General features: G+C 63.2%; 15 protein-coding genes. 4 read left to right on the top strand and 11 right to left on the bottom strand.

Translation table 11 applies throughout. The annotated features are described in order from the left end of the window. Positions 1 to 11: 11 nt before the first annotated feature. The 5 genes from AC0L2D_RS09585 to AC0L2D_RS09565 form a co-directional block, all read right to left on the bottom strand. The gene (locus AC0L2D_RS09585) at positions 12 to 758 is read right to left on the bottom strand and encodes a sugar phosphate isomerase/epimerase family protein (RefSeq protein WP_473540902.1); all 747 of its coding nucleotides are present in this window, start codon (positions 756 to 758) and stop codon (positions 12 to 14) included. Between the two features lie 53 nt (positions 759 to 811). Continuing rightward, positions 812 to 1909 (bottom strand): ABC transporter ATP-binding protein, encoded by a 1098-nt coding sequence (locus tag AC0L2D_RS09580; protein WP_224675239.1) that lies wholly within the window; start codon positions 1907 to 1909, stop codon positions 812 to 814. A 5-nt stretch (positions 1910 to 1914) separates the two neighbouring features. Next, positions 1915 to 2853, bottom strand: coding sequence for a carbohydrate ABC transporter permease (locus tag AC0L2D_RS09575; protein ID WP_473540900.1), 939 nt, complete (start codon positions 2851 to 2853; stop codon positions 1915 to 1917). Then, positions 2850 to 3737, bottom strand: a complete 888-nt coding sequence (locus AC0L2D_RS09570; RefSeq protein ID WP_127322195.1) for a carbohydrate ABC transporter permease — start codon at positions 3735 to 3737, stop codon at positions 2850 to 2852. Before AC0L2D_RS09570 ends, AC0L2D_RS09575 begins: the two co-directional genes overlap by 4 nt. An 81-nt stretch (positions 3738 to 3818) precedes the next feature. Then, positions 3819 to 5057, bottom strand: coding sequence for an ABC transporter substrate-binding protein (locus AC0L2D_RS09565; protein ID WP_473540899.1), 1239 nt, complete (start codon positions 5055 to 5057; stop codon positions 3819 to 3821). Between the two features lie 404 nt (positions 5058 to 5461). Between AC0L2D_RS09565 and AC0L2D_RS09560 the strand changes: the two genes are divergently transcribed. After that, complete coding sequence (locus tag AC0L2D_RS09560) at positions 5462 to 6517, top strand: LacI family DNA-binding transcriptional regulator (RefSeq protein WP_473540898.1); 1056 nt, start codon at positions 5462 to 5464, stop codon at positions 6515 to 6517. Positions 6518 to 6526: 9 nt separating this feature from the next. Here AC0L2D_RS09560 and gndA read toward each other — a convergent pair whose 3' ends face one another. From gndA to AC0L2D_RS09530, 6 genes are all read right to left on the bottom strand, one after another. Next, positions 6527 to 7954, bottom strand: a complete 1428-nt coding sequence (gene gndA, locus AC0L2D_RS09555) for an NADP-dependent phosphogluconate dehydrogenase (RefSeq protein ID WP_473540896.1) — start codon at positions 7952 to 7954, stop codon at positions 6527 to 6529. Positions 7955 to 8093: 139 nt separating this feature from the next. Next, the gene (locus tag AC0L2D_RS09550; RefSeq protein WP_473540895.1) at positions 8094 to 9731 is read right to left on the bottom strand and encodes a copper resistance CopC/CopD family protein; all 1638 of its coding nucleotides are present in this window, start codon (positions 9729 to 9731) and stop codon (positions 8094 to 8096) included. 53 nt (positions 9732 to 9784) lie between these two features. After that, entirely contained in the window at positions 9785 to 10303 is a 519-nt protein-coding gene (locus AC0L2D_RS09545; RefSeq protein ID WP_013529535.1) for a YcnI family copper-binding membrane protein, read from the bottom strand. 41 nt (positions 10304 to 10344) lie between these two features. Further along, a complete protein-coding gene (locus tag AC0L2D_RS09540; protein WP_224675235.1) occupies positions 10345 to 10884 on the bottom strand; it encodes a copper chaperone PCu(A)C in 540 nt (179 codons plus the stop codon). 97 nt (positions 10885 to 10981) lie between these two features. Next, the gene (locus AC0L2D_RS09535) at positions 10982 to 11338 is read right to left on the bottom strand and encodes a DUF2946 family protein (RefSeq protein WP_063169028.1); all 357 of its coding nucleotides are present in this window, start codon (positions 11336 to 11338) and stop codon (positions 10982 to 10984) included. Positions 11339 to 11535: 197 nt separating this feature from the next. Further along, complete coding sequence (locus tag AC0L2D_RS09530; protein WP_013529532.1) at positions 11536 to 12438, bottom strand: GntR family transcriptional regulator; 903 nt, start codon at positions 12436 to 12438, stop codon at positions 11536 to 11538. 229 nt (positions 12439 to 12667) lie between these two features. Between AC0L2D_RS09530 and AC0L2D_RS09525 the strand changes: the two genes are divergently transcribed. The 3 genes from AC0L2D_RS09525 to AC0L2D_RS09515 all read left to right on the top strand — a co-directional run bounded on the left by AC0L2D_RS09525 (position 12668) and on the right by AC0L2D_RS09515 (position 16525). Then, positions 12668 to 14173 (top strand): UxaA family hydrolase, encoded by a 1506-nt coding sequence (locus AC0L2D_RS09525; RefSeq protein WP_473540893.1) that lies wholly within the window; start codon positions 12668 to 12670, stop codon positions 14171 to 14173. A gap of 60 nt (positions 14174 to 14233) precedes the next feature. Next, entirely contained in the window at positions 14234 to 15232 is a 999-nt protein-coding gene (locus AC0L2D_RS09520; RefSeq protein ID WP_473540892.1) for an aldo/keto reductase, read from the top strand. Positions 15233 to 15532: 300 nt separating this feature from the next. Then, positions 15533 to 16525, top strand: a complete 993-nt coding sequence (locus tag AC0L2D_RS09515) for a substrate-binding domain-containing protein (RefSeq protein ID WP_473540891.1) — start codon at positions 15533 to 15535, stop codon at positions 16523 to 16525. The last annotated feature ends 130 nt before the right edge of the window (positions 16526 to 16655 follow it).

Raw genomic sequence — 16655 nt, 5'->3', positions numbered from 1 at the left:
GCTGATTGCTCCTAATAGGTTTTGGCGGCTGCAATGGAGCGGCGGGCGAAACGCTCGATGTCGTTGGGGTTGTCCTGTTCCATGACGTAGTATTGGGCAGCACTCCTGGCACGCAACACGTTGATCAGGCCGGCCCAGTCGATGGTGCCATGGCCGACATCCGACCAGCCATCCTCATCCAGCCCCTCGCCGGGCTTGGCCATGTCCTTGACGTGGACGGCGCTGATGCGCTTGCCGTGTTTCTCGATCCACGGCAGCGGATCATCGCCGCCGCGCACCACCCAGGCAACGTCCATCTCCCAGCTGACATCGGGCGCGGATGACAGGATGTGGTCCTGCGGCACCGATCCGTCGGCAAGTTTCTTGAACTCGAAATCATGATTGTGCCAGGCAAAGCCGTAGCCGGCCTTTTTCGCGGCATCACCGACCTTGGCCAGGCGTTCGCCGAAACCACGCCAGCCGGCCACGTCGGATGGCCGCTGGTCGGGCATCAGGAAAGGGCAGATGAGCAGCGTGATACCGAGTGCGTCGGCGGTTCTGCGCACGCCGTCAAAATCGTTCTCGAGCGCGTCGATCGAGAAATGCCCAGTCGGCATGGCAAGCCCGTTCCTGTCGAGCTCGGCACGGAATGCCTGGGGATCATCATAGACGCCGCCGAAACCTTCGACCTGGGCGTAGCCGAGCTTGCCGAGCATGGCGAGCACACCGTCCCAGGGTTGGAAATTGCGGGCGCTGTAAAGTTGGAATGACCAATTCATCGTCTCTGTCCGTTTTGCTTGGGGATCGTCGTTGGAAGGTTGGTTCTCGGAAGCTAGATGCGTGTGCCGGTTGCGGTGTCGAAAAGCGAGGCGCGCATCGGATCGAAGCCAAGCGTCACCGCCTCGTCGTTCTTGGGCGTGCGTTCCGAGGTCACTCGGACGCTGAAATTCTGCTGGGCAAGCTTCAGCCAGACCAGCGTGTCGGAGCCCATGGGTTCGACCACCTCGACATTGGCGGCTATCGAGAACGGCCAGCCGGTGCCGCTGTTCAGGCTGACATGCTCGGGCCTGATACCGAATGTGACGGGGCCGGGAGCCGGAGGCTTGGCAAAGTCGTAAGTGCCGAGCGGGATCTTGATATCCCCGGCCGCGAACCGCCAGCCGCCGTCGGCGTCTTCCAGGTGGCCATCGACGAAGTTCATTGCGGGCGAACCGAGAAAGCCGGCGACGAAGCGGTTGACCGGACGGTTGTAGATGGTCTGCGGCGCATCGAGCTGCTGGATGACGCCGCCCTTCATCACCGCGATGCGGTCGGCCAGCGTCATCGCCTCGATCTGGTCGTGGGTGACGTAGATCATGGTGTTCTGCAGCTTGCGATGCAGCAGCTTGATCTCGACGCGCAGTTCGGCGCGCAGCTTGGCGTCGAGATTGGATAGCGGCTCGTCGAACAGGAACACGTCGACATCGCGCACCAGCGCCCGTCCGATGGCGACGCGCTGGCGCTGGCCGCCGGAAAGTGCGGCCGGCTTACGCTGCAGCAGCGGTTCGATCTGCAGGATTTCAGCCGCCCGCGTGATCCGCTTGGCGATCTCTTCTTTTGGCGTGCCGGCGACACGCAGCCCGAAGGACAGGTTCTTCTCCACCGTCATTTGCGGATAGAGCGCATAGGACTGGAACACCATGCCGATGCCGCGGTCCTTGGGCTCTTCCCAGGTGACGTTCTTGCCCTTGATGAAGATGCGGCCTTCGGAAACGTCGAGCAGGCCGGCAATGCAATTGAGCAAGGTCGACTTGCCGCAGCCGGACGGCCCGAGCAGCACGATGAACTCGCCATCGGCGACATCCAGATTGAGCGTCTCCAGGACGGTCACCGCGCCGAAATTCAGCGACAGGTCCTGGATCGAAACGCTGGTATCGTTGGCTGCCGTCATCGCCATCACCCCTTCACCGCGCCGGCGGCGATGCCGCGTACGAAAAGCTTGCCGGAGATGAAGTAGACGATGAGCGGCACAAGCCCGGTCAGGATGGTTGCGGCCATATTGACGTTGTACTCCTTCACGCCTTGCACCGAATTGACGATGTTGTTGAGCTGCACCGTCATCGGATAGGTGTCGGGGCGGGTGTAGACGACGCCGAACAGGAAGTCGTTCCAGATGCCGGTCACCTGCAGGATGATGGCGACGACGAAGATCGGCAGCGACATCGGCAGCATGATGCGCAGGAAGATGCCCCAGAAGCCGGCGCCATCGACGCGTGCCGCCCGGAACAGCTCTTCCGGCATCGAGGCGAAATAATTGCGGAACAGCAGCGTCAGGATCGGCATGCCGAAAATGGAATGGACGATCACCAGCCCGCTGAGGCTGCCATAGAGGCCGATTTCGCGCAGGATGATGACGATCGGATAGATCATCACCTGGTAGGGAATGAAGGCGCCGACGATCAGGATGATGAAGAACGTATCGGCGCCCTTGAAGCGCCAATTGGCCAGTGCATAACCATTCACCGAGGCGATGGCGATCGACAGCAGCACCGACGGCACGGTGATGCGCACCGAATTCCAGAAGCCGCGCGAGAGCCCGTCGCAGTTGAGGCCGGTGCAGGCCGTCGACCACGCCTTGACCCACGGTTCGAAGGTGATCTCGAGCGGCGGTGAGAAGATGTTGCCGAGCCGGATCTCCGGCATGCCCTTGAGCGAGGTGACGATCATGACATAGAGCGGCAAGAGGTAGTAGACCGCCATGACGAACAATGTGCCGTAGAGGAAGACGTTGCGGCGCGAAATCATGCGGCGCGGCTTTGGACCGTAGGGCCCTGCGATGTCCTGGCGCGCGCCGGCGGCAACGCTTGCTTGAGCGGTGATGCCTGCAATGCTCATTTGCGTCGCCCGAACTCGAGATAGGCCCAAGGCACGATGACGATCACCACCGAGAGCAGCATCATGGTCGAGGCGGCAAAACCCTGGCCGAGGTTCTGGGCGAAGAACATATAGTCGTAGACGTATTTGGCCGGCACTTCGGAGGCGATGCCCGGGCCGCCGCTGGTCTGGGCCACGACCAGGTCATAGACCTTGACGATGCCGGAAGCGATGATGACGAGTGTGGTGATGAAGACCGGCCGCATCATCGGGATGACGATGAACAGATAGGTCTTCCACATCGGGATCCCATCCACCCGCGCCGCCTTCCAGATGTCCTCGTCGATGCCGCGCAGGCCGGCCAGCATCAGGCACATGATGAGCCCGGTGCCTTGCCACAGCGCAGCGATCGATATGCCGTAGATGACGATGCTGGAATTATAGAGCGGGTCGAAGCTGAAGCTCGTCCAGCCTAAGTCCCGCACCACATGCTGGATGCCGAAATCCGGATTGAGCAACCACTGCCAGACCAGGCCGGTGACGATGAAGGAGAGCGCGAACGGATAGAGGAAGATGGTGCGGAACGTGTCCTCGAAGCGGATCTTCTGATCGAGCAGTGCTGCAAGCAGAAAACCGATGACCAGCGAGAACACCAGCGAGATCGCGCCGTAGATCAACAGGTTCTCGATCGAGATCAGCCAGCGCGGCGCCGCCCACAGGCGGTAATACTGATCGAGCCCGACGAAATTCAGCCGCGGCAGGAGCTTCGAATTGGTGAAGGAATAGAGCACCGTCCAGACGGTGCCGCCGACGAAAACCACCATGGCGGTGAGGATCATCGGGATCGAGGCGACCTTCGCATTGAGGTTGCGGAACAGAAGGTTGGGGCGTGCGCTCTTGCTCATCTCGTCAGCCGGCTGGGTAAGGGCGGTGCATTCCCGGCCCCGCATTCGCAAGGCCGGGAGCGAGGTGGGTTGCCTCCAGCGTCAGTCCGCCGAAGCGATGAGGTCGGCGAAGCGCTTCTGCGCGTCTTCGACGGTCAGTTCCGGCTTGGCGAAGAATTCGGCGAAAAGGTCTTCCTTCTGCTTCTGGGTGTCCTGCGAAAGCAGCTGGTCCGTCCACGGAATGACGGCGCCCTTGGCGAGGATGGCGAGGCCCTTCTTCATGCAGTCGTTGGCCGCATTGAGATCGACGTCGCCGCGCACCGGCAGGGATCCCTTCTTCAGATTGAAGGCAACCTGCGTCTTGGGATCGAGCAGCGTCTCGGCCAGCACCTCCTGCGCCTTGCTCTTGTCGCCATCCTTGAGCAGCGGGAAGTAGAAGGCGTCGCCGCCCGTGGCTATCACCTCGTTCAGCCCAAGGCCTGGCAGGCAGGTGTAATCCTTGCCGGCGGTCTTGCCGGCAACCTGGAACTCGCCCTGTGCCCAGTCGCCCATGATCTGGCCGCCGGCCTTGCCGGTGATGACCAGGTTGGTCGCCTGGTTCCAGTCCTGCACATTGGTGTTCTTCGCCATCTTGCGGGCATCGTCCGCGGCCTTGAAGACCTTGGCGACTTCGGGCCCGGCGGCGAACTTGGCATCCTTGTCCTTGTAGACCTTGAGGAACGTGTCCGTGCCGCCCACAGCCGCAAGCAGCACGTCGAAGGCACCGGAAGATTGCCAGGCCTGTCCGCCGACGGCGAGCGGGATGATGCCGGCCTTTTCCAGCGCCGGCGCTGCCGCGACGAATTCATTCCAGTCCTTCGGCAACGGCACGCCGGCCTTCGCGAAGGCTTCGTTGGACAGCCACAGCCACTGCCAGGAATGGATGTTGACGGGCACGCAGTAGATCTTGCCGTCGATGGTGCAGCCGTCGAGCAGGCTCTTCGGCCGGACGACATCAGTCCACTTGCCCTTGGTGGCGACGTCGGTGAGGTCGCGCATCAGGCCGGCCTGCACCAGCTCTTCCGCCTGCCGGCCATGGTTGAATTGCGTGGCGCCCATCGGATCGCCACCGGTGATGCGGCTGATCATGATTGGCCGCGCCGTGCCGCCGGAGCCGGCAATGGCGCCGTCCACCCAGTGGTTGCCGGTCGCATCGAATGCCTTGGCAAGTTCCGCAACCGCCGCCGCCTCGCCGCCCGACGTCCACCAATGAGTGACTTCCAGGTCCGTCGCGGCCGCCTGGCCGGCAAACTGCAACGCGGCCGTCGCTGCCAGCGCAGCGGTCAAAAATCTGTATCGCATTTCGGCTCCTCCCAGAATCTGAAACGTTACAGATTTTCGATACGGCAATTGCGCGGGCTGTGCAACCCATCAACGAAGCGCCCTGGATATTTTTTCGGGCCGCGAACAAATTCGCATGAATGATCGCGCTTCTCATGCACTGCAGCATGATTTGCTGCGACGCAAACACCGAAATACCGCCTGATACGAGCAAAAGGCGGCGGCAGAGGCGATTTCTCCTGGAATCCCAATACGTTTCGCAAAAGAACCATCCACCTCGTGGGCGAGGGACATGTAACTCGATATGGCAATCTGTAACGTTTCAGTATATTGAGACTTTACCGGGGCTGGAACGCATATCGTCTCGCCATGACGGCGATTGCCGACATGGCCCGCGGCTGCTATGCGCCTGACGGGCGGGACGAATGGACAGACAGCGTACGGACAAGAACGGGGAGACCTCGGCACAGGCACGGCCGACGTTGAAGACGCTTGCCTTCATGACCGGGCTCGGCGTCACCACCGTGTCACGCGCCTTGAAGGATGCCCCGGAAATCGGCGCCGAAACCAGGCGCCGCGTCCAGCTCGTCGCCAAGCAGATCGGCTACCGGCCGAACCGCGCCGGCGTGCGTCTGCGCACCGGCAGGACCAATGTCATCAGCCTCGTCCTCAACACCGACCGCGAGATCATGAGCTTCGTCTCGGACATCATCTACGGCGTTTCGGAAGTGCTCGCCGAAACGCCCTATCACCTGATCGTCACGCCCTATTCCCGCTCGCAGGATCCGATGGAGCCGATCCGCTATCTCGTCGAGACCGGCTCGGCCGACGGCGTCATCATCTCGCGCACCCAACCGAACGATCCGCGCGCCAGCTACATGCTCGAGCACGGCATGCCCTTTGCCACGCATGGCCGCACCGACATGGGCCTCGTCCATCCCTACCATGACTTCGACAACCATTTATTCGCGATGGAAGCCGTCCGCCGCCTGGCGGGCATGGGCAGGCACAAGCTGGCGCTTCTGTCACCGCCGCCCGGGCTGACCTATTATGGCCACACGCTGAACGGCTTTGCCGATGCGCTGAGCGAGGTCGGCGCCAGCGAAATTCCGTTCAACACCGTTTCCATCGATCACACGATCGAGCAGATCAGGACCAGGACCGCGCAGGTGATGCGCCGCGAGAACAGGCCGGACGGCTTCGTCAGCAGCGGCGCTGCCGCGACGCTTGCGCTCGTCGCCGGCATCGAGGATGCCGGCCTCAAGCTCGGCCGCGACGTCGATGTCGTGTCCAAGCAGTCGTCGGACCTGTTGCACCTGTTCCGGCCGGAGTTGCTCGTCGTCAACGAGAACTTCCGCCTGGCCGGCTCCGATCTCGCCCGCTCCGTGCTCGGCTGGATCGGCGGCGCCGCACCCGGCTCGCTGCAGCGCCTGGTCGCCACCAGCGAGGTTCAGGCGTTCAGCCCGCCGGTTTCCGTTTAGGCCCTTGGGCTAGCCAGCCGCACCGCTTCCCCACGGCCCATGGAACGCGCCTTTGTCGTCGATGCGCTCGAAGCCGTGCGCGCCGAAGAAGTCGCGCTGCGCCTGGATCAGGTTCGAGGTGCCGCGGCCCTGGCGGTAGCTGTCGAAATAGGCAAGTGCGGAAGACAGCGCCGGCACCGGCGAGCCGGCCTCCGAAGCCCTCGCCACGATGCGGCGCAGCGACGGATGCGCTTCCTGCATCAGCGCGATGAAGGCCGGGGCCATCAGGAGGTTGGTCGAGGCGCCGCCCTTGCTGAAGGCTTCCGCCATGGTGTCGAGCATCTGCGAGCGGATGATGCAGCCGGCGCGCCAGATCCTGGCGATGGTCGGCATCGGCAGGTTCCAGTTGAATTCCTTGGAGGCGCCGCTCATCACCGCGAATCCTTGGGCGTAGGCGGCGATCTTGCCGGCGAACAGCGCCAGCTCCAGATCTTTCAGCAAGGCGTCCTTGTCACCGGAAATCTTCGTCACGCCGATGTTGCCATAGGCCTTTTCCGCCGCCAGCCGCTCGTCCTTGATCGATGACAGAACGCGCGCCGCCACCGCCGCCTCGATCGCCGTCGCCGGAATGCCGAGTTGCTGCGCCTCGATGACCGACCATTTGCCGGTGCCCTTCTGGCCGGCGCGGTCGAGGATGATGTCGACCACCGGTTTGCCGGTCTTCGGATCGTCAGTGGCCAGCACCTTGGCGGTTATCTCGATCAGGTAGGAGTTGAGCCGGCCCTTGTTCCAGTTGGCAAACACCGTGCCGATCTCTTTCGGGCCTATGCCCAGGCCGTCGCGCAGGATGCCGTAGATCTCCGCGATCATCTGCATGTCGGCATATTCGATGCCGTTATGGATGGTCTTGACGAAATGCCCGGCGCCGTCGGTGCCGAGCCATGCCGCGCAGGGTTCGTCCTTGAACTTGGCGGAGATCGCCGTCAGCACCTTCTCGACGCGCTTCCACGAGTCCTCCGTGCCGCCGACCATGATCGACGGCCCGTGGCGCGCGCCCTCCTCGCCGCCGGACACGCCCATGCCGATGAAGGTGAGACCCGAGCCGGAAAGCTCGGAGAAGCGCCGCATCGTGTCGCGGAAATTGGCGTTGCCGGCGTCGATGACGATGTCGTTGGCCGACAGCACGCCACGCAAAGCCGCGATCTGTTCGTCGACCGGCTTGCCGGCCAGCACCATGATGATGATCGGGCGCGGCGGCCGGATCGCGGCGGCAAGCTCTTCCAGGCTGTAGCAGGGCACGACCATGTCCCTGAGCGCGCCGGCATTCTCGACGAAAGCGTCGGTGCGCGCCCTGGTGCGGTTGAAGACGGCGATGCGGTGCCCGTGCTCGGCGATGTTGAGCGCCAGGTTGGAGCCCATCGTGCCAAGGCCGATCAGGCCGATTTCGGCTTTTTCCATCGTTTCTTCCCTGCTTTCGGATCTTGTTGGTTGAAGCCCGCGATTTTGCCGGGATGATTGACGGGCCTTTTGGGCCACGTCAACCGCCTCGCCGAATTGTGTTGCACGGATGCCTAGCCAAGCTCGTGTCGGCCCGGCCTTACGGCCTGATATCGACGGGCGCCTCGATCTTCACCATCTGAAAATCCGAGACCAGTATGTCGATGCGCACCGTCCACCGGCCCGGCACCGGGATGACGAGGTTGTCGACGCGCCAGCTGCCGTCACCGGGCTTGCTCGCAGCGCGCTTCAGCGGCTCGATGCCGGAATCGGGTTTTGACAGCACAAGCGTCACCTCCTTGGCGTCGAGCGGGCCGAAATCGCCGCTCATGATGACCATCGAAGCAACGACCGGGCCGGCATGGCCGGGAGTGATGCTGAGATCGGCCATCGCTTGCGGCGCGTGGATATGGACCGACACCGGTTGCGCTGCCGCAATCGCGAGCGCTCGTGGCGGCGGTGTGAAGCGCCAGCCCGCGGCAACGCCGAAAATAGCCAACACGATCAGCAGTTCGACGCCGATCGAGCGGACCAGCCTGCGTTGAACTTCCGTCGATCCCGCCTCGGCCGACGCGGTGAGTTTCCAGCGATTGACGGCGGCGAGCGTGAACAGAAAGACCAGCAGCCCGAGTTTGATCAGCAGCAGCCTTCCATAGGCGGTGTTGATCAGCGCCGCCGGTGTCTGCACCTGGATGACGGCAAGCACGATGCCGGCGGCGGCAAGCACGGCCACCACGGGCAGGATCGCCCAAGAAAACCGCCGCAGGAATGGCGTGGCCTCCGCCGATTGCCCCTTCAGCGCCAGCCCGAGTGGGGCCAATGCGCCGGCCCACAACGCGATGCCGACGCCATGCAGGAACACCATCGGCCGCGTCAGCCATTGCGGTTCGGCGGCACTGGCATGGCCGCTGGCGGCAAGGGCAATCCCCACCCCGGCCAGGCCGGCCAGCGCCAATGGCTTGGCGGTGGCACGGGGACCGGCCAGCGACAGCAGGCCAAGCCCCAGCGCGATCAGCGCGACCAGCACCGTCCAGCCGAAGCTGGTGCCGAGCCCGGTCCGCCAGATGACCGATTGTGCCAGATGGGAGAGCGGCGCCCCGAGTGCATCAAGCCCCTGCAATCCGAGCGACAGGGACGACGCGACCAGCCCGCTCAGGATTGCAGCTGCAACGAAGCGTTGCCCGGCACGGGCACTTCCGGCCAACCAGGCAAGCGCGAAGGCGCCGCCAACGCCGAGGAAGAGGCCGACGTAGAGAAAGATTTTGCTCGCCCAGATAGCCGACCGCAACGGCCAGTCGACGGCTTCGGATACGGCCGGCGGTTCGCTGGGCGCGCCGATGGAAAACAGCAGCGATCCGCCGACGGGATGACCGTCTGCGGAGATGACGCGCCAGCTCAAGACATGCGTGCCGGACTTGAGCGGCTGCGGATTGTCGATCTCGACGGTCTGGTCGCTGAGACGAAAAGCGGTCAGTGGAACCGGCTTGCCGTCGGGCTTCACCAGCGTCAGCACCAGAGGCGAGACCGGCTCGCTGAAGGTCAGCGAGAACTGCGCCGGCCCCTGTGCCAGCACCGCGCCGTCGGCCGGGTCGGTCTTGATCAGCGCGGCATGGGCAAAGGCCTGATCTGACACGGCAAGGCTGGCAAGAAACACGATCACAGCCAACAGGCCGACGGCAAGCCGGCCGGTGCGTTTGCCGGTCATGCAAGCCGTTTGCAGGAGGGAGGTCGTGCTCATGTCACCGCCACGAAAAAGAGCGGCGCACTCGAAAGAGCGCGCCGCCTGGGAGATCATTTCTTCGGCAGCAGCTTGATGCCGGGTGCCGGGCTTTCCAGTGCGTCTTCATCCTGCCCTGCCGCTGGAATCTCGATCCAGCGATCGGCTGCACCGTCGCATTCCTGCACGACCGGGAAATAGAGTTTTTGGCCGACGGGGAGGTCCGCCGTCAGCGTCGCGCGGAAAACGAACTCGTCATAGAATTCATCGGGCAGGTTGCCGCCGCTCCAGTCGACCTCCTTGACCCCATCGGTCACCGCCTGACCGTAGAGCTGGTAGGATTTCTCGTACTTGCCCTTCTTGGTCTGCAGCGTCCAGCCGGGCTTCGGCATCGGCTTGATCGCGATCACCCCTTCCGGAATCTGCACGCGCACGGCGGTCGTCGCCTTGCCGTCGCAGCCATGCGGCACGCGCAAAACGGCCTTGTAGGTCGAGCCGACCGCCGCCTCCTGGGTTTCGAACGTGATATGCGCGAAGGCGGCGCTGGTTCCGAGCGCGAGAAGTGCGCCGGCCGACAAAAGATATTTGTTCATGATGGTCCCTCGGATTTTCAAGATTTGTCGAGCTGGCGCGGTCAATTGGCGTGATCGTCCACGGCGCCGCCGCCCATGCCTTCGACGGCGAAATCGACGCTGACGGCGCCGGCCTTTTCGAAGGTCAGGGTGGCGGAGAACTTTTCGCCCTGTTTGGGTTGCCGCTTCAGGCCCATGAACATCAAATGATAGCCGCCAGGTGCAAGGGCTACCTTGCCGCCGGCCGGAATTTCCAGGCCGCCGGCAACCGGCCGCATGGTCATGACGCCGTCCTTGACGCCCATCTCATGCAGCTCGGCCTTTTCGGAGACATCGGAGGAAATCGACACCAGCCGATCCGGCGCACTGCCCTTGTTGGTGATGGTGAAATAACCGCCGGCCACTTTGGCGCCGGCCGGCGTGGCGCGCGACCAGGGGTGGCCGATCTCAAGATCGCCAACCTTGAACTCATGCGCGAGGACGGACTGGGCGCCTGTGAACAGCAGCGCAAGAGCCAGCACGGCAATGCCGACACGCTCTTCGATGCCGCGTAGAATGCTGCCGGCCATAGGACGCGCGGCGTCAGGGAAAAAATAGGACATGGTTGCTCCATGAAGTGAAGGTCGCGCCGTTGCCGGTCGCGAGCAGTTAGATCTTTGGATGGGTACGCCCACGAAAGGTTCCGCCGGGCAAACAGGCTCAGGCCGTCAGCGGCGGCGCGCGCGGGTTCGACGGCGAGCGCTCACGCGCAAAGTCGAGATGGATGGCCGCCGGGAAGACAAAGGCGACCGTTTCAAAGGAAAGGCTGCCCGGCGCCAGACCGGCATTGGGCGGCGGCGCAAAGGCCGCCGAAACCATGCTGCAGCCGAGCACGCAGCATGCCGGCAGATGGGACGGCGGCTGGTTGCCGCCCGGAAGCTGGGTTGCGCCTTCATGGGTACAGATGACGTTGCCGAAAGCGTCGAGTTGCGATGCATTGGGACCGGCGCCGAAGGCGAATGCACCAAGCGTCGACTGGAGCAACAGCAGATAGGCCGCGACAAGCGCGACCGGCATGCTCCATCGTCTCCTCGATACGCCCAAAGCCCTGCCTCTTCGCAGCAACCAACCATATCTAGCACGGGGCCGGCGGGTGGAAAATCGCCAAATCGCCGCGGCGGCAACGCGGCAGACCCAAGGCATGTCGCCCAGAAGTGTATAGCGGTTTTGGGACAACGACATGCATGAAACAAGGCTCCGAGCCGCGATGCGGCTCAGTGTTTTTGCAGCGACCGGCTCTCCGGGATCGAGGTCAGCAATGTCTGGCGCGCCGATTTCAAATGCTTGCGGCAAGCGGCGTCGACCTTGCCGAGATCGCGTGATTTCAGCGCTTCTATGTAGACCAGATGCTCGCCGATCGCGACTTCGTTGCGCTCGCGTTCCTGCGCCTTGTTCCACTGGTAATGGTAGTGGAAGATCATGGCGATGACATCGTAGAAATCGACGATGAAGCGATTGCGCGATGCCCGGTGGATCAGCCGGTGGAAGCGCTCGTCGAGTTCGGAGAACTCCGTGAAGCGGGCGGCAATGTCGTTTGCCAACTGGCGATGCTCGTCTTCCAGGCGGTCGAGATCGGTCCAGACCGCGCTGTCCTGCGGTAAAGCGGCAAAGGCGGCCGCCGAGCGCAGTTCGAACATCTCGCGGATTTCGGTCAGCTCCAGCGCGAAGGCGCGCGTAAAGCCCTTCAGCACCCAATGACTGTTGCGACGTTTCTCGATCAGGCCGAAGCGGGAGAAGCGGATCAGGAACTCGCGCACGCTGGTGGTGCCGACGCCGATCTCACGCGCCAGTTCGAGTTCGTTGATCTGCATGCCGGCTTCGGCGCCGCCGGCGAGCAGCCGACGCATGAACGACCGTTCGATGATCTCGGCCAGCGTGTCTGTCTCTTCCTCGGGGAAGAAATCATCGGGAAGCGGTTCGCGCAGCACCGTCTTGGCGCGCTTGTTCCAGGCGATCAGCCCGGTCTCTTCCATGCGCGCGAGAATGGTGCGCACCGTGGTACGGCTGACGCCAAGCAAGGTGCCCAGTTCCGGCTCCGAAGGCAGGCTGCGCGTTTCGTCGAGCAGCCGCAGGCAGCGGTTGTAGGCATCCTTGTAGACGTTGTTGCTCTTCGACATCCCTGACCCGTTGCACGCCGTCGCTTGCAGCGGACGGTTTGAAGCGCAATATGACGTTCGCATGGCTCTGAGAAGCGAAATTGCTTCCCGGAACAACCCGGAGACATGCGGAACTCCCCACGAAAAAACAATTGACGCAAAACTGTTTTTTCACGATAAAAGACAATATCTCTAAACAGGCGCGTGTCAATCCGCCCCGCGCAACCCAGGATCACCCAGGAAACCGCCCGTGAACGCCTCCAACTGCATTCTTCTGTCCCCCGCCGACAATGTCGCCGTCGCCAACGGCCGCATTGAGATCGGCACCGCGCTGCCGGGCGGTGCCGTCGCCAGTGCGCTGATCGAGCCCGGCCACAAGGTGGCGATCAAGCCGATCGCCGCCGGCGAGGCCGTGGTGAAATACGCCCAGGCGATCGGTCGCGCGACACAGGACATCGCGCCGGGCGAGCACGTGCATTCGCACAATCTGGTTTTCGAATCCGGCCGCTTGCCGGTCGTGCCCCCGAGCGAGGCCGAGCACGCGACGGAGGCCGACCGTATCAGAACCTTCATGGGCTATCGCCGCGCCGATGGCCGCGCCGGCACGCGCAACTTCATCGGCATCGTCGCCAGCGTCAATTGCTCGGCCACCGTCTGCCATTCCATCGCCGACACCGCCAACCGCACGCTTTTGCCGAAATATCCCGGCATCGACGGCTTCGTGCCGATCGTGCACGGCCAGGGCTGCGGCATGAGCGGCACCGGCGACGGCATGATGGTGCTGCACCGTACGCTCGCCGGCTACGCCCGCCACCCGAATTTCGGCGGTGTGCTGATGGTTGGCCTCGGCTGCGAGGTCAACCAGCTCACCCTCTACGGCCAGAAGGGCGTCGCTGCCGGTAAGCGCCACTTCAACATCCAGGACGCCGGCGGTTCACGCAAATCGGTGGAAAAAGCAATGGGCGTGCTGGCCGAGATCGCCGAGGAAGTCGGTCAGCTGAAGCGTGAGCCGATCCCGGTCAGCGAGATCGTCGTCGGGCTGCAATGCGGCGGGTCCGACGGCATGTCGGGCATCACGGCCAATCCGGCGCTGGGCGCGGCTGTCGACATCCTGGCCGGCGTTGGCGGTATCGGCATCCTCTCCGAGACCACGGAAATCTACGGCGCCGAGCATCTGCTTGCCTACCGCGCGGCAACGCCGGAGATCGCGCAGAAGCTCGACGGCTTCGTGAAGTGGTGGGAGGACCACGTCGCCAAGCATGGCGCCTCGATCGACAACAATCCCTCGCCCGGCAACAAGCGCGGCGGCCTCACCACCATCCTGGAGAAGTCCCTCGGTGCGGTCGCCAAGGGCGGCCAGACGCCGCTCAACGGCGTCTTCGGTTACGCCGAAAAAGTCACCGGCAGTGGCCTGGTGTTCATGGATACGCCTGGCTACGACCCGGTTTCGGCGACCGGCCAGGTGGCGGGCGGCGCCAACGTCATCGTCTTCACCACCGGCCGCGGCTCCTGCTTCGGCTGCCGTCCGACGCCGTCGATCAAGGTCGCCACCAACTCGACCATGTACCACCAGATGGAAGAGGACATGGACGTCAATTGCGGCGTCATCGCCTCGGGTGAAAAGACCATCGCCGGCATGGGCCGCGAGATCTTCGAACTGATCGTCGAAACGGCTTCCGGCCGCAAGACCAAGAGCGAGGACTTCGGCTACGGCGACAACGAGTTCGTGCCCTGGCATCTGGGCGCAACACTTTAGATTTTACTGATATAAAGTAGACTGCGCGCCGGTCAGCGGCGGGCAACGGGGAGGTTTTGCATGGAAAAACGCCGTATCGGTCGGACAGCTCTGGAGGTCACCGAAGTCAGTTTCGGCGGCGCCGCACTTGGCGGCCTTTACCGCGCCTGTTCGCGCGAAGCGGCGATGGAGACGCTGCAGGGCGCCTGGGATGCCGGCCTGCGCTATTTCGACACCGCACCCTTCTACGGTTTCGGACTGTCGGAGCGCCGCTTCGGCGACTTCCTGCGTTACAAGCCGCGCGATTCCTATGTGCTGTCGACCAAGGTCGGCCGGCTGTTTCGCCCGGTGCCGGACGATCAGGTTCCCGATCACTCCTATGTCGATCCGCTGCCCTTCGCGTTCGACTACGACTATTCCTATGACGGCATTATGCGGTCGGTCGAGTTCAGCTATGCGCGGCTTGGCCTAAACAGGATAGACATCCTGTTTGTCCACGACATCGGCGCCTACACCCATGGTATCGAGAAGACCAAGCTGCATTTTCGCGACCTGATGGATGGCGGCCTCAAGGCACTCGAAGAGCTGAAACGGACTGGCGTCATTTCCGCCTATGGGCTTGGCGTCAACGAGGTGCAGATCTGCCTGGATGTGATGCGCCGGGCGCCGCTCGACTGCATCCTGCTTGCCAGCCGCTATTCCTTGCTCGACCGCAGTGCCGAAGCGGAGTTGCTGCCGCTATGCCGGGCACAGCAGACCTCCTTGGTCATTGGCGGCGTGTTCAACTCCGGCATCCTGGCAACCGGCCCGGTGCAAGGCGCACATTTCGACTACCGCCCCGCCAGCCATGACGTGCTCGACCGCGTCGGCGCAATGGAGAGGATCGCCGCCGAGGGTGGCTATCCGCTCGCCGCCGCAGCGTTCCAATTCCCCTTGCATGAAGCTGCCGTCGCCACCGTACTGACCGGCACCGCCAAGCTGGCAAATCTGACGCGCAACCTCGAGCTGCTCGACATCGACGTACCGGAAACGGAATACGCCAAATATCGTCCCTACACGCTGGTGCAGGAGCTGGTGTGAAACTTCATGTTCCTGCGGCACATGGAGGAATGGATATTCCATATTGACGAATTGGTGGAATTAATATTCCATACATTCCCAGAACGGAACGGAAGCGTGACGGCGCCAATGGGAGAACAGGGCTGGGGATCTGCCTCTGCCAGACCTCGCAACGACTGATCAAACACCGCTTGCATCGATCTGTTCGATGCACTATCAAAACAGGGCAACTGTTTTTTATTGATAAAGTTCTGTTTGGGACCGCGCCTATCCGAACGGAGCTTCCGTATCGTTCACCGGGCGACTTAGGGAGGAAACCTCATGAAATTCGTGACCAACATTCTCAACCGCCGCGCCGTCATGGCGCTGGCAGCAGCTTCAATGCTCGCCGGCGTCATGCATCCGGCGCCGGTTTCGGCGGCGGACGTCACCATTCCGATCATCGTCAAGGACACCACGTCCTTCTACTGGCAGATCGTTCTGGCCGGCGCCCGCAAGGCCGGCAAGGATCTCGGCGTCAACGTGCCGGAACTCGGCGCCCAGGCTGAAACCGACGTCAACGGCCAGGTCTCGATCCTCGAGAACGCCGTTGCCAGCAACCCGGCGGCCATCGTCATTGCGCCGACCGAGTTCAAGGCGCTCGGCAAGCCGATCGATGAAGCCGCTGCCAAGGTGAAGGTCATCGGCATCGACTCCGGTGCCGACTCCAAGGCCTTCACCTCGTTCCTGACCACCGACAACGTCCAGGGCGGCCGCGTCGCTGCCGACGGCCTCGCAGCCGCCATCGGCGCCGCCAACGGCGGCAAGATCGAGGGCGACGTCGCCCTGATCACCAACGCACCTGGCGCCGGCTCGCTTGAGCAGCGCAAGCAGGGCTTCACCGAACAGCTGGCCGCCAAATATCCGGGCCTCAAGCTGGTTGCCGACAAATATGCCGACGGCCAGGCCACCACCGGCCTCAACATCGCCACCGACCTGATCACCGCCGACCCGAACCTCAAAGGCATCTTCGCTTCCAACCTGATCATGGCGCAGGGCGTCGGCCAGGCCGTCGCGGAAAACAACCTTGGCGGCAAGCTGGCGCTGGTCGGTTTCGACAGCGACGAGAAGCTGATCAAGTTCCTCAACGACGGCGTCATTTCCGCCCTCGTCGTCCAGGATCCGTACCGGATGGGCTATGACGGCATCAAGACCGCGCTCGCCGCCTCCAAGGGCGAGAAGGTCGAAGCCAATGTCGACACCGGCGCCAATCTGGTGACCAAGGACAACATGAAAGACCCCAAGATCGACGCGCTGCTCAATCCGAAGCTCTGAGCCGTCGCATCCGCAATCGTCTCCGGGGCACCTCGCCCCGGAGACACAAACTGCCGCACAAACGGCTTGGCAATCCGCACGCCTGAGCCAGGCTGTTTTCGAGGCATATCCCTGCCTCGCCGCGTGCCAA

The sequence above is a fragment of the Mesorhizobium sp. WSM4833 genome (assembly GCF_055811095.1).
Note: the sequence above shows the minus strand (reverse complement) of the source record. Positions and strands in the feature narration are given on the sequence as shown.